This is a genomic window from Parabacteroides caecihominis (genome assembly GCF_023656785.1).
Taxonomy (GTDB): domain Bacteria; phylum Bacteroidota; class Bacteroidia; order Bacteroidales; family Tannerellaceae; genus Parabacteroides; species Parabacteroides segnis.
This window is the reverse complement of the sequence record NZ_JAMOKS010000020.1, coordinates 121,759-135,364: the sequence shown is the minus strand read 5'-3', so window position 1 is coordinate 135,364 and position 13,606 is coordinate 121,759. Positions and strand designations below refer to the sequence as shown.

Sequence of the window (13,606 nt, the reverse complement as noted above, 5' to 3'; positions counted from 1 at the left end):
GGATTGCTCGACAAAAAGCCGTTTAGTGAGTTGTTCATGGGGACAAAAGATACTGGGTGCCAAATTGACACCCAGTTAAATCTTAATTTTTTTTAGTGGACACGTGTGGTTCGCGAACCGCCCCTACCAACGACGCTACACTCATATTTGATAATAATTGTAATAAGAGTTATCCCTATTGGCATATGCTTATACTATTTTAAAATAGGCTGATTAGCAGAGCGATGTTTAATACCGTAACCATGGTTCCCAATAATACGAGAAGGATGGTGGTTGAACGGGAATTGACATATTGTCCCATTACTTTCTTGCTGGAGGTTAGATATACCTGGGTAAAGACAGTGATAGGAAGCTGCACGCTCAGCAACATCTGCGAGAGGATCAACCCTTTGAACGGGTCACCGATCAGGAAGATGATGAGCAAGGCCGGGACGAATGAAAGAATGACTCCCAGCTTGGAGTGTAAGTCTTTATGATTGTAGGCTTCCCCGTAGAAGCCGGCAAAGATGGAGGCTCCCGCAATACCCGATGTAATTGTTGAAGAGACACCGGCCAGCAGCAGTGCGGCGGCAAAGATCACGCCGGCGTTGTTTCCAACCAGGGGAACCAGTAATTGTTGCGCCTGGTCCAGTTCGTCTACGGTAATCTTTTCTTTAAAGAATGTTGCTGCTGCCAGGATGATCATGGCCGAGTTGATCGCCCAGCCGATAACCATCGACAGGAGCGTATCATAAAATTCATATTTCAGCTGCTTCTTGATGACGGATTCATCTTCCAGGTTCCATTCGCGGCTCTGTATCACTTCCGAGTGGAGGAAGAGGTTGTGGGGCATCACTACGGCACCGAGTACACTCATGATGATCAGCATGGAGTTGGGAGGAAACGACGGTTTTACCCATCCGGTGACGGCCTGTCCCCAATTGACATCGACCAAAGCCAGTTCATACAGGAAAGAGAGGCCGATAATGGAAACGAACATGATGATCCAGCGTTCTATCTTGCTGTAGGTATTGCTGAGAAGCATAATCAGGCAGGCAATCGTAACGATTACGGCACCAATCTTTATCGGTATGCTGAACAGCATCCGCAGTGCAATGGCACCACCTAATATCTCGGCAAGCGAAGTCGAAATGCTGGCAAGCATGGCTGAACCCAGAATAGGACGGCTAAGCATCCGGGGCATATATTTATTGGTTGCTTCCGATAAGCACAAACCGGTTACGATTCCGAGGTGGGCAACGTTATGCTGGATAATGATCAACATGATGGAAGAGAAAGTAACCACCCATAGCAGTGCATATCCGAATTCGGAACCGGCAGCCAGGTTGGTTGCCCAGTTTCCGGGGTCGATGAATCCTACGGTGACTAATAATCCAGGGCCTATGTATTTTAAAAGGTCTAATCCTCCGGAACGAGGTTTGTGATTGATCTTGAGTTTGTCTAGCAGTTTCATGTTTTAATTACTTGTTATATCAAAATGTTAGTTACTTTCTTTTTATTCTTTCCTGTAGTCTTTTGAAACAGACCTACCTCTAAATTCATTTAGACGTACGTGTAAATCGATTTAGACCTAGGTGTAAATAAAATTAGACGTACCTCTAATAGAAATAACAAAGGGAACGTTTTATTGTTTTCTACGGGAACGTCAGAATAAACGACGTTTTGTTTATCGCCGGATTGCTCTTTAAGGCAATGCTACCCCCCGAGAGCCGCATGATCTGCCGCGAGATGGATAACCCGATGCCGCTTCCGCCTTCTTTGGTCGTGAAGAACGGCACAAAAATATGTTCCGCTTCTTCCGGTGGGATGGTAGGACCATTGTTGCTCACCTCGATAATCACGGACTCGTCCGGATTGCAATAGGCTTTCAGCTCGATTAGCCCGTCCGGTTGTTCGCTGCCGATAGCCTGCATGGCATTCTTCAGCAGGTTCAGTACAACCTGGGTGATCAGTTTTTCATCCGCATAAACGATCAGGTCGGCCGGTTCTATATTTATATTAATCGTTATATTGGGGAAATTGTTGTGGTGACGGGCCAGATTTGTCATCCGCTCCGCAAACTTCTGTACATAGAATAGCGAAGGTTCCGGTGTCGGGATATGGGTAAACTTGCGGTATGACTCGACAAATGAGATCAGGCTCTTTCCTGTTGTACTGATTACTTCCAGTCCGTTACGTATTTCGCTGTCGGCGTCTTCGTGGATGGAAAGCAACGTATCGCTCAGTGAGGTGATCGGGGTGACGGAGTTCATGATTTCGTGTGTCAGCACACGGGTCAGACGTATCCAGGAGTCGATTTCCTTATCGTCCAGTTCGCTGTTGATATCGTTGATAGCCAGGATACGCACATGTTTTTCCTGCAAGGTCATTTCGGATACGCGGATGGAAAGGTTTACCGTTCCGCGTTCGTTTACGAATGATATCTGATGTTTGTCGCCCGGGAGGATATTGGCAATCGTAGTCTGTAGTTTTTCATCAATGCGCGCCAGCTGTTTGACATGGGTGAAAACGGAAAGACCCAGCAGACGAAGGGCTTCGTTGTTGGTCTGGTAGATATTGCCTATATCGTCCAATACGATTATGCCGGTATTGACCGAGTTCATGATCAACTCGTAATATTTTTCTTTCTGCACGGCTTCCGCTTTCGCCTGGAAAAGTATCTGGGTGATGCGGTTTAATGATTCGCTTACCAGTTTGTCGTTGGATGAACGTCCTCGGGTGGCATATTGGAATGCATAGTCGCTATTGTCGATGGCATCGAACATGAAGGCTACCTTCTGGGCATTGCGTTTGTATAATTCGCTCATCATCCGTATGGAATACAGCCAGCCTAAGAAAACGAGGATGAACCATTCCCATTGCCGAGTCATGGCGAAATAGGTTCCTGCAACGGTTAATATTCCGAATAACCCCAGCCGGAAAGTCAGACTATGATATATGCCTTTTAACATAAGAATAATGTGTCAATGTGCTAATATGCCAATGTGCCAATGTGCCAATTACGGATACAACCTACGTTGTGTTGTGCTGTGCCTTTCATTGGCATATCAGCACATTGGCATATTGGCACATTATAATTCATAACGTTTGATTTTATTGTACAGCGTCTGACGTGAAATACCCAATTGGCTGGCGACGAGGGAGAGATTGCCGTTGTACTTGTCCATGGCATTCTTAATCATGTTGTACTCCATCTCTTCCAGCGTGGTTGCCTCTTTCAGCGGCGATTCTTTCTTGCGGGGGAAGTCGAAGTCGGAGCTGTCGAGGGTTTCGCCTTCAGAAATAATCACGGCCTTTTCGATGGTATGTTCCAGTTCGCGGATATTACCGAACCAGGGTTGCTGCTTCAATTTATCCTTTGCATCCGCGCTGAGGCGCATGGAGGATTTACCGTAGATATTGCAATATTTTGCCAGGAATATTTCAGTCAGCGGAACAATGTCTTCCGGACGTTCGCGGAGGGACGGTATTTCTACGTGTATCGTGTTGATACGGTATAAAAGGTCCTCACGGAACTGCTCTTTCTGTACCATATCTTGCAAATCGCGGTTGGTGGCACAGATCAGGCGGATATTTACCGGGATAGGGGTGTTGCTTCCTACCCGGACGATGCTGCGGCGCTGGATGGCAGTCAGTAGCTTTGCCTGTAAATGATAGGAGAGGTTCCCGATTTCATCCAGGAACAGGGTTCCGTTGTTGGCTGCCTCGAACTTACCGGGACGGTCGGCGCGTGCATCGGTAAAGGCACCTTTCATATGGCCGAACAGTTCGCTTTCAAACAATGTTTCGGTGATGGCACCCATATCTACGGGGACCATAGCCTCTTTTTTGCGGTTCGATAGCATATGTATTTCCCTTGCCAGCATTTCCTTACCAGTCCCGTTCTCTCCGGTGATCAGGATATTGGCATCAGTTTTGGCAACCTTTTCGATCAGGTTGCGGAGTTGCTGCATGGCATTGCTTTCGCCCCAGAACATGCCGCTTTCCTTAGAGATAACCTGCTTGCTGCTCTCATGCGGAACTCCTTTCCGGTTTGCCATCCGGATATCGTAAGCCGTTTTCAGCGTTTCCAGCAGTTTTGCATTGTTCCAGGGTTTGACAACGAAGTCGGTGGCGCCTTCCTTGATGCCCCTTACTGCCAGGTCTATATCTGCATAGGCGGTGAAGAGTACGACCTGTACGGCCGGGTCTTCCTTCTTTATTTCGGACAGCCAGAAAAGCCCCTCGTTGCCGGTGTTGATTCCGGCACTGAAATTCATATCCAGCAGGACTACGTCCACATTCTCGTTATGCAGTGTTGTCTTTATTTTGTTTGGGGTAGAGATGGTTATCACTTTCTCGAAGCAGGTACCTAACAGCATCTGTACTGCGGTGAGAATCCCCTTGTTATCGTCTACGACCAGTATGGTGCCTTGTTTAGCCATTGTGATATTAATGTATTTATAATGCAAAGATAGGGCTTCGGTTTTATACTACCTAACCTGTGTCTAAAATTTAGACAGATAAAATATGCGTACAAAACGGATAAATGCAGGTTGTCTAATAATTATACACCACTGTCTAATTTCTTTACACTTCTGAAAAAGAACGGTTTTTACAATTTATTGATAAATAGTGTTTTATCAGGTTTGGCACGCTCTTTGCCCTTTTGTTGGCAGAAAATAACACAAAAATGAAACAGATAATAGTTACATCGATCCTTTCGCTTAGCCTGGCAACAGCTGCCATGGCCCAGGAAAAACGCTGGACAATGGACGAATGCATGCATTATGCCGTTGAAAACAGTCCGAAAGTCAAGAAACAAACCCATACGAGCGATTCTTATAAAGCAGAGTTGAATTCAGCAGTAGCTTCTTTCTTCCCTTCCATGAGTGCAAGTGTGGGAGCGCAGTATAGTTTCGGACGTTCCATTGACCCGGAAACCAACGTCTATAACAATACATCTACATTTAATAACGGATATGGCTTGAGTGTTTCCATACCTATATTTAATGGGGGACAACTGATCAACCAATGGCGCATGGCAAAAGCAAACCGCCAACTGGGTATGAATGACGTCCAGAAGGAAAAGGATGATCTGGCAATCAATACGATGCAGGCTTTCATGGATGTCGTATATTATCAGGGAACAGTAAAACTGGCTGCCGAGCAACTGGAAGAGAACAGCCGCATCCTGTATAGAACCCGTCGCCAGGAAGAACTGGGACTGAAAGGAAAAGCCGATGTCGCCCAGATCGAAGCGCAGGTCGCTGCCAACGATTATAATCTGACGCATCAGCAGAATCTGTTGAATACAGCCATATTGACTTTGAAACAAAATATGAACTTCCCGTCGGATATGGAGCTGGATGTAGATACCATGCTTCTGGATAAATCGTATGCAACCATGCTGGAATCGGTGGAGGAAATTTACGATTACGCATCCGATAATGACCCGACAGCTTTACAGGCACAACTCCAACTGAAGTCTTCTAAAATGCAATATCTGATGGCTAAAGGGCGCATGTTGCCTTCCATCTCATTCTCAGCCGGTATTTCCACCAATTATTATGAGAACCTGAAAGCGGAACAGGCACCCACTGCATTCGGAAGCCAGTTTAAGAACAACCGGGGGGAATACATTTCCTTTAACCTGAGTTTCCCGCTTTTTAATGGCCTGGACCGTCTGACAAATCTGCGCAAGGCCCGCAACAATATGCGTATCGCCCAGGAACAGCAGACCGAGGTGCTCCGCCAGTTGCAGACGGCTATCGAACAGGCTATCCTCGATCGTGAAGGGTACGCCAAGGAAACGATCCAGATGGAAAAAAAAGCCCAGGCGGACGAAATAGCCTACCAGGTGACTCTTCGCAAATTCGAAGAAGGCCTGATGAGCCCGATCGACTTACAGACCAGTGCCAACACTTTACTGCTGTCGAAGGCTGATTTGCTGCAACGGAAGCTGATGTATCTGCTGAAATGCAAGTTGGTTGATTACTATAAAGGTAAACCGCTTTTTGATTGAAAATTGAGAATTGAAAATTAAAAGAAATAAAAACATACAACAATGGATATACAATTAGAAAAGAAAAGAGGCATTCAGAAGAAACATTTACCTTATGTAGGTGGTGGTGTTTTATTCCTGGCATTGGTCGGATGGATCATCTTCGGCGACCATGCATCGACATTGAAAGTGGACGCCCGTGGTATCAGTATCGGTGAGGTGACCAAGGAGCAGTTCAATGATTTCGTTCGTGTGAACGGACAGGTGCAGCCGATCACTGTGGTACAGTTGAGTCCGGAAGAAGGCGGTATCGTTCAGGAGAAAGTGGTGGAAGAAGGTGCCCAGGTGAAGAAGGGTGACGTTATTATCCGCCTTTCCAATTCGAGCCTCGATTTGCAGATATTGGATGCCGAAGCCCAGCTGGCGGAAAAACAGAACTTCTTGCGTAACACACAGGTGGCCATGGAACAGGATAAACTGAACAATCAGTTGGAAAAGGCGCAACTCGATGTTGATATAGCCCGTTCACGCCGTGCTTATTCACAACAGAAGAAATTGTATGATGAAAACCTGATTGCCAAGGAAGATTATCTGAAAGCCAAGGAAGATTATGAACTGGCAACTAAGAAATACGACCTTGTTGTCGAGCGCCTGCGTCAGGATTCTATTTCCCGTACGATCCAGATGGACGAAATGGAAACCAGTCTGGCGAATATGCGCCGTAACATCCAGTTGGTTCATGAACGTAAGGAGCATCTGAATGTCCGTTCACAGATTGACGGCGAACTGGGTTTGCTGGATGTCGTGCTGGGACAGAATGTTTCTGCCGGCTTTAAGATCGGCCAGATCAACGACCTTTCCGACTATAAGGTGGAAGCGATGATCGACGAACATTATATCGACCGTGTCAAGCCGGGACTGGATGCTGACTTCGACCGTCAGGGAACAAGTTTCGCACTGGCCGTGCGCAAGGTGTATCCGGAAGTTCGCGACGGTAAATTCCGTACGGACCTGGTGTTTACAGGCGAACGTCCTGACAATATCCGTAGTGGTCAGACCTATTATATCAATCTGGAACTGGGACAGCCGACGGAGAGTATCATCATCCCACGCGGAACATTCTTCCAGAGTACCGGCGGCAGTTGGATCTTCGTACTTGACAAAGATGGCAAGAAAGCCTATCGCCGTAAGATCAAGATCGGCCGTCAGAACCCGCAGTATTATGAAGTAACAGAAGGCCTGGAAGCAGGAGAAAAGGTAATCGTTTCCAGCTATGAAAGCTATAAGGATAACGAGGTGCTGGTTTTGGAATAAACATATAAATGAGTTGATATAGAAAATATTGAACCCAAATGACAGGTTTTGTAGGGGCGGGCAAACCCCACCCCTACGATCGAATCGGCCTGTTCCATTATGACGGCGCCTGTAGGGGCGGTTCGCGAACTGCCCCTACCAACGATGCCACATTCATTCACTTTTGACAATAATCGAAATATTTGCATCTAATAATAACTGAATATAAAACATACCACTATGATGAAGAACTTTTACATAGCTATCCGGTCCCTTTCTAAGAAAGGGCGGCACAGTGGCATCAAGATATTGTCGTTAGGTGTAGGCCTGGCAATGGGGTTGGTCCTTATCGCGAAAGTATGCTTCGAACTGTCCTACGACGGCTTCTATCCGGCTTCGGACAGGATATATGCCATCCAGGAGAATATATCGTTCAAAGATAATCCGCTCGATACCTATCCCCATGTCAGCGGAGGGATAGCTCCCGGTATGAAAGCCGAAATTCCCGGAGTAGAGGCCGCCACCCGTGCCCTTAAATTTGGCGATGTTGTGATCCATACCCCCGACAAACAAAAATACGATGCAACCCTGATGTTGGCCGATGATTGCTTTTTTGATGTTCTTCCGCGTGATATGATAGCCGGCAAAGCCAAAGAAACGCTTGGCCGTCCCCTGTATGCACTTGTTTCGGAAAGTGTGGCGAAAAATATCGGTGCCGGTAAAACGGATATCGTCGGTCAGACTTTCGAGATCGAAGCCTATCCCGGTGTCAGCCTGACGATCGGTGGCGTTTTCAAAGACGTTCCGAAGAATACCCATCTTTTCTATGATATGCTGGTTTCGATGACCTCTTATAAAGAGATCGCCGGATGGTCGAACGAAGACGAATGGTTCGGCGGCGACAGCTACAATGCCTATGCCCTTCTGCGACCGGGTGTCAGCATGGAAGATATGGTCAAGCCGATGGACGATATGCTCGACCGCCATGTCGACCCCGATAAACTGAAAGAACAGGGTATTAACTATAAACTGAAACTCTGCCCGCTGGAAGAGGTCTACGGCAAGTCACCGGAAACAAAGAAGATGGCTGTCATGCTGGTCGCCATCGCTTCCGCTATCCTTTTTGCGGCCCTGATGAATTACATACTGCTGGTGATCTCTTCGCTGGTAGTCCGCTCGAAAGATATAGCCATACATAAATGTTACGGAGCATCCGGCTGGAATATCTCCGACATGATATTCTCCGAGACATTCCTTAACCTGCTCATATCCCTGGGTGTTTCAGCCCTGTTGATACTGGCTTTCCGCGAGATGGTGGAGGAACTGCTCAACGCTTCCCTGCTGTCGCTCATCTCTTTGGATACGATTCCGATGCTGGTGGCTATTTGCCTTGTTATCTTCCTGCTGGCGGGATTACTGCCGTCGCGCCTGTTTGCCGGCGTACCGGTGGCATCCGTGTTCAGGTCGTATAATGAGTCGAGGCGGTCGTGGAAGAAAGTGCTGTTGTTCATCCAGTTTATCGCTGTCGGTTTTTTGATCTGCCTGCTGGTTGTGATCGGGTTGCAATACCAACGACTGGTGACGGATGATCCCGGCTACTCGTTCGACCGCCTGGCCTATTGTTCTCCGAGCGGTGTGAAAAGCTCGCAACGCCGTGCCCTAATGGACGAACTGGCCAAGCTGCCCGAAGTGGAAGGAGTAGCGTCGTGCGCCAACCTGCCTATTTACAGTGGCTCCGGCGATATGGCTTACCGTCCGGGAACGAATGAAACGATCGTCCATTTCAACGATCTTTACGAAGCGGATGCCGATTATGTTCCCCTGATGGAAATGTCGGTGATCGAAGGAAAGGCTTTCGACCGTTCTTATTCCGATTCTGCGCAGGTGATGATGGTCAGCCGCATGATGGCGGACCAGTTGGCGAAAGCCTTGGACTGGAAAGACGGGGTAGTAGGAAAGTTCGTGCCGGTAAGCGGCCATGGTGGAAATTCACAAGATTTTAGGATCGTGGGTGTTTACGATGATATCCGTATCGGTCAGATCGGTCAGGATCTGATGTATCCTTCCGCATTATTCTATGGAAACAGGGCACATCGGAATATCGTCATCAAATTCCATAAGCTGACAGCCGAGAATATGGCAAACGTACACGACGTCATCCAAAAATTCCTGCCGGACAATGAATTTACACTCGCTTCCTACAGTGTCAGTGTGACGAATCTATATAACGCTTCGCGTCTCTTCCGCAACTCGGTTATGTGGGGCGGCATCGTGACCCTTATCATCACCCTGATCGGACTGATCGGTTATATCAATGACGAGACCAACCGTCGCGGCAAGGAAATCGCCGTACGGAAAATTAACGGTGCTACCGAGATGAATATCCTCTCACTGATGACACGCGATGTGGCCTGGATGGCTTTTCCCGCGATCCTGATCGGAGCTGCCGGCTCTTATTATGCGGGCGAGAAATGGCTGCAACAGTTCTCTGAAAAGATACCGATGCATGCCGGCCTGTTCATTCTCTGCTCTGTCTGTATACTGACGATCATCCTGGCTACGGTTGTCTACCGTTCGTGGATGGTTGCCGTATCGAACCCGGTGGAAAGTTTGAAGTCTGAATAGTAATACATATATAATATGATAAAGAATTTTAGTATGGCATTCCGTTCCCTGTTCAAGAAGGGGAGGAACAACGGAATTAAAATCATCGCCCTGGCTGTCGGATTGGCCATGGGACTGGTCCTGATTGCGAAAGTCTGTTTCGAACGGTCGTATGATAACTTTTATCCGGACAACGACCGCATCTACCTGGTCAAGTCAGGCATCAACCGCGAAGGGAAAAAAGATACCTGGGGACAGGTGAGCGGCGCGATCGCCCCCGGCATGAAAGCGGAGATACCCGAAGTGGAAGCCGCTACCCGCTACACCCGTATCGGCTCGGACAACGAACTGATCATGACCCCCGAAAAACAGTTCTATACAGGAACCATTTTGCTGACCGACACCAGCTTTTTCGATGTTTTCCCGCGTCCGATACTTATCGGTGATCCGAAAGATGTGCTGGCACGTCCGGGTTATGTCATGATCTCCCGCTCGCTGGCCGAAAAGATGGGCGGCGTGGAAAGCGCAGTCGGCAAAACCTTTGTGCGCGATGTGAACCGTAACTCCGTGCAAACCATCGGCGGCGTGTTTGAAGACATACCCGAAAACAGCCACCTGCAATACGACATCTTAGGTTCGCTGGCCGGTTTCTCCGTGCAAAGCACAACCAACTGGCTCGGTAATGACCGTTATATAGCCTATGTGAAACTACTCCCGGGAGCAACTCCCGAGTCGCTCGCCCCCTCCATCCGCCGCATGCAGGAACGCAATCAGGACCTGGAAGGCCTCAAGAAAGCTGGTGTCGATCTGTTTTATACTATATCCCCCTTGCAGGATATCCATAACAACAACGAAGATGTAAAAGATATGAACGCGATGTTGCTTTTCCTGGCTACGATCCTGATCGTCATCGCTGTCTTGAACTATATCCTCGTTGTCATCTCCACCCTGATCGGACGGACAAAAGAGGTGGCGGTACATAAATGCTACGGAGCCTCCGGAAAAGATATTCTTGGAATGATACTTTCCGAATCGCTGCTGCATCTCTTGCTTGCCTTGTTGCTGGGTGCTTTCCTGATCCTTATTTTCAGAGGTAAGGTGGAAGATTTGTTATCGGCATCCTTGTCGGCTTTGTTTACGCTGCCTACCGTAACGCTTCTGGCGGGTATCTGCCTGGTTGTATTCAGTGTGACATGCCTTGTTCCGACCTGGCTCTTCCTGCGCATACCGGTTGCTTCGGCTTTCCGCAGCGTGAAGGAATCGAAAAGGTATTGGAAACTTTGCCTGCTTTTCGTGCAGTTTGTCGCCACGGCTTATCTGGTGGCACTTCTGATCACGATCAGCCGCCAATATGACAAGATGATCACGAGCGATCCGGGTTATGCCTACGAAAACCTGATCTATTGCAGTACCAACGGGGTTAGTGTACAGGAACGTGAGCGTGCCATCGCCGAACTGCGTCGCCTGCCCCAGGTCGATCAGGTTGGATGCAGTACCGAACTGCCTTTCTATTATGCCTCCGGAAATAATGTTTCCCTGCCGGGTGAAGACCGTGAGTTGTTCAATATTGCCGATATGTATTTCGTTTCCGACAATTATTTCAAGATCATGGAAATACCCGTCGTTGAGGGCACTGCCTTCCAGCCGGGCGAAGCGAATGACGATAAGGTAATGGTCAGCCGCCAGTTTATCGACCTGATGGAGAAGACGGCCGGCTGGAAAGGAAGCCCTCTCGGCAAAGGTGTCATGATTACCGAACATAGCAACGGTACGAAGGTATTCACCATCAGCGGTGTTTACGAAGATTTCCGTATCGGTTCGCTGAAAGGACCGGATACCCGCGCTTCGGTTCTCTTCTATAACACGCCCGACAGTTATAATCCGGCTAAGATCATCCTGATAAAGATGCATACCATGTCGTCTGAAAACCTGGCTCAGGTAAATGACATACTGGCCAGTGCCATGCCCGATAAAGTGGTCGAAGCCTCCGTCTACAAAATGGACATACTCAACCAATACCAGGACGACCGCGACTTCCGCGACTCCATCATGATCAGCGGCCTTGTCACCTTGATTATCGCCCTGATCGGATTGCTGGGATATACAGCCGACGAGACCAACCGCCGCGGCCGAGAGATCGCCATCCGTAAGGTAAACGGTGCGACAGCCATCGATATTCTCCGGATGATCTCAAAGGATATTTCCTATATTGCGATTCCCGCCCTGGCGATAGGAGCCGCCATCGCCTATGTCAGCGCATCCGGCTGGCTGGAAAAATTCGCGGAACGCATCCAACTCAGTGCCTTTATCTTTATCGGTGCCGCACTGTTCGTCTATGTGATCATCATCGGTTGCGTTTTATTCCGCGCCTGGAGAACGGCCGACGAGAATCCAGTGGAAAGCCTGAAAGCGGATTAAAAAACGTAGGAAATGGCAGAAGTAAAACTTCCGGTAACTTGAATCGCTTTCAGGATGCCGGAAGTTTTACATTCGACATATATAAACCTTTCCAACTGCAAAAAAAAAGCAAAAAGATAACTCCGTTTGATTATTAATCCTTACATTGCATGCGTTTTATACAAGCAATCATTTTTAAACATAAAATTATGGGTACATTAACTAAGATTCTGGAGTTTTTTCTTGGCAATCTGAATAATTCGGAATATGCTAACTATATGGATCGTTTCAGAGCTCTCTTCCAAGAGGCTGGAAGTGGAGGTGGCGACCGTCCGGAAATCGAATAATATATTTTGGGGTGACAGAGACTCTTTATAGTCACCGATATTAGTTTAAGTTTTAATTAAACATGTGCATCCGGCCTGTGAAGGTCGGATGTTTTTCTATAGCAAAGTGTAAAGAAAATAGACAGGACTGTCTAAATATTAGACACTGCTGTAAAAATGATAAAATAGTATGGTGCTGAAAACTAGCTTTTTATTAAGTTTGGCACGTAATTTGAATTATATAGAGCAAAGAGAGTGGATTTTAAAGAGGAATATAAAGTATAAATGTAGAATTAAATAAATAACATTATGATTAAGATTGAAGGATTAAGTAAGCACTTCCGTACAGAAGAAGTAGAAACAATAGCATTGAACAATATTTCGATGGAAGTGAAGGATGGTGAATTTGTAGCTATCATGGGACCTTCCGGTTGCGGTAAATCAACCTTGTTGAATATCCTCGGTTTGCTTGATAATCCGACTGGCGGCGACTATTATCTGGTTGATAAAGAAGTGGGCCACCTGAAAGAAAAAGAACGTACACAGGTTCGTAAAGGCAATATCGGTTTCGTATTCCAGAGCTTTAACCTGATCGACGAACTCAATGTATACGAAAATGTGGAACTGCCGCTGACCTACCTGAAAGTAAAGGCTGCCGAACGTAAACAGATGGTAAACGATATTCTGAAACGTATGAACATCAGCCACCGTGCCGCTCACTTCCCACAGCAGTTATCCGGAGGTCAGCAACAGCGTGTTGCCATTGCCCGTGCCGTTGTCTCCAACCCGAAGATCATCCTTGCCGATGAGCCGACCGGTAACCTGGATTCAAAGAACGGTGCCGAAGTAATGCAGCTGCTTACCGAACTGAACAAAGAGGGAACAACCATTATCATGGTAACCCACTCCAAACATGACGCAAGTTTTGCACACCGCATCATCAACCTGTTCGACGGTAGCATCGTGTCATCGGTGAGCGAATTTATTTGATGTATTAGATTTT

9 protein-coding genes are annotated in these 13,606 nt (G+C 47.4%); 6 read left to right on the top strand and 3 right to left on the bottom strand.

Annotated elements, in window-relative coordinates; genetic code table 11:
* Positions 1–199: 199 nt before the first annotated feature.
* The 3 genes from NBH14_RS17480 to NBH14_RS17470 all read right to left on the bottom strand — a co-directional run bounded on the left by NBH14_RS17480 (position 200) and on the right by NBH14_RS17470 (position 4,424).
* Positions 200–1,453, bottom strand: coding sequence for an Nramp family divalent metal transporter (locus tag NBH14_RS17480; RefSeq protein WP_128135706.1), 1,254 nt, complete (start codon positions 1,451–1,453; stop codon positions 200–202).
* 181 nt (positions 1,454–1,634) lie between these two features.
* Positions 1,635–2,951 (bottom strand): sensor histidine kinase, encoded by a 1,317-nt coding sequence (locus NBH14_RS17475; protein WP_128135705.1) that lies wholly within the window; start codon positions 2,949–2,951, stop codon positions 1,635–1,637.
* A 120-nt stretch (positions 2,952–3,071) separates the two neighbouring features.
* Positions 3,072–4,424, bottom strand: a complete 1,353-nt coding sequence (locus NBH14_RS17470) for a sigma-54-dependent transcriptional regulator (RefSeq protein WP_128135704.1) — start codon at positions 4,422–4,424, stop codon at positions 3,072–3,074.
* A gap of 248 nt (positions 4,425–4,672) precedes the next feature.
* Between NBH14_RS17470 and NBH14_RS17465 the strand changes: the two genes are divergently transcribed.
* From NBH14_RS17465 to NBH14_RS17440, 6 genes are all read left to right on the top strand, one after another.
* Complete coding sequence (locus NBH14_RS17465) at positions 4,673–6,004, top strand: TolC family protein (protein WP_186960412.1); 1,332 nt, start codon at positions 4,673–4,675, stop codon at positions 6,002–6,004.
* A 42-nt stretch (positions 6,005–6,046) separates the two neighbouring features.
* Positions 6,047–7,297: an efflux RND transporter periplasmic adaptor subunit gene (locus NBH14_RS17460; protein ID WP_186960411.1), complete on the top strand. Its 1,251-nt coding sequence runs from the start codon at positions 6,047–6,049 to the stop codon at positions 7,295–7,297.
* A gap of 219 nt (positions 7,298–7,516) precedes the next feature.
* Positions 7,517–9,901 (top strand): ABC transporter permease, encoded by a 2,385-nt coding sequence (locus tag NBH14_RS17455; RefSeq protein WP_186960410.1) that lies wholly within the window; start codon positions 7,517–7,519, stop codon positions 9,899–9,901.
* Between the two features lie 15 nt (positions 9,902–9,916).
* On the top strand, positions 9,917–12,298 hold the full coding sequence (locus NBH14_RS17450; RefSeq protein WP_250817686.1) for an ABC transporter permease: 2,382 nt from the start codon (positions 9,917–9,919) through the stop codon (positions 12,296–12,298).
* Positions 12,299–12,486: 188 nt separating this feature from the next.
* Positions 12,487–12,624: a hypothetical protein gene (locus NBH14_RS17445; RefSeq protein ID WP_186960409.1), complete on the top strand. Its 138-nt coding sequence runs from the start codon at positions 12,487–12,489 to the stop codon at positions 12,622–12,624.
* A gap of 288 nt (positions 12,625–12,912) precedes the next feature.
* Entirely contained in the window at positions 12,913–13,593 is a 681-nt protein-coding gene (locus tag NBH14_RS17440) for an ABC transporter ATP-binding protein (protein ID WP_186960408.1), read from the top strand.
* Positions 13,594–13,606: the final 13 nt, after the last annotated feature.

Excerpts from the sequence above, each read along its gene's own strand:
- NBH14_RS17445 (WP_186960409.1), top strand. The coding sequence starts at position 12,487 with ATGGGTACATTAACTAAGATTCTGGAGTTTTTTCTTGGCAATCTGAAT.
- NBH14_RS17440 (WP_186960408.1), top strand. The coding sequence starts at position 12,913 with ATGATTAAGATTGAAGGATTAAGTAAGCACTTCCGTACAGAAGAAGTA.
- NBH14_RS17455 (WP_186960410.1), top strand. The coding sequence starts at position 7,517 with ATGATGAAGAACTTTTACATAGCTATCCGGTCCCTTTCTAAGAAAGGG.
- NBH14_RS17475 (WP_128135705.1), bottom strand. The coding sequence starts at position 2,951 with ATGTTAAAAGGCATATATCATAGTCTGACTTTCCGGCTGGGGTTATTC.
- NBH14_RS17450 (WP_250817686.1), top strand. The coding sequence starts at position 9,917 with ATGATAAAGAATTTTAGTATGGCATTCCGTTCCCTGTTCAAGAAGGGG.
- NBH14_RS17460 (WP_186960411.1), top strand. The coding sequence starts at position 6,047 with ATGGATATACAATTAGAAAAGAAAAGAGGCATTCAGAAGAAACATTTA.
- NBH14_RS17470 (WP_128135704.1), bottom strand. The coding sequence starts at position 4,424 with ATGGCTAAACAAGGCACCATACTGGTCGTAGACGATAACAAGGGGATT.
- NBH14_RS17465 (WP_186960412.1), top strand. The coding sequence starts at position 4,673 with ATGAAACAGATAATAGTTACATCGATCCTTTCGCTTAGCCTGGCAACA.
- NBH14_RS17480 (WP_128135706.1), bottom strand. The coding sequence starts at position 1,453 with ATGAAACTGCTAGACAAACTCAAGATCAATCACAAACCTCGTTCCGGA.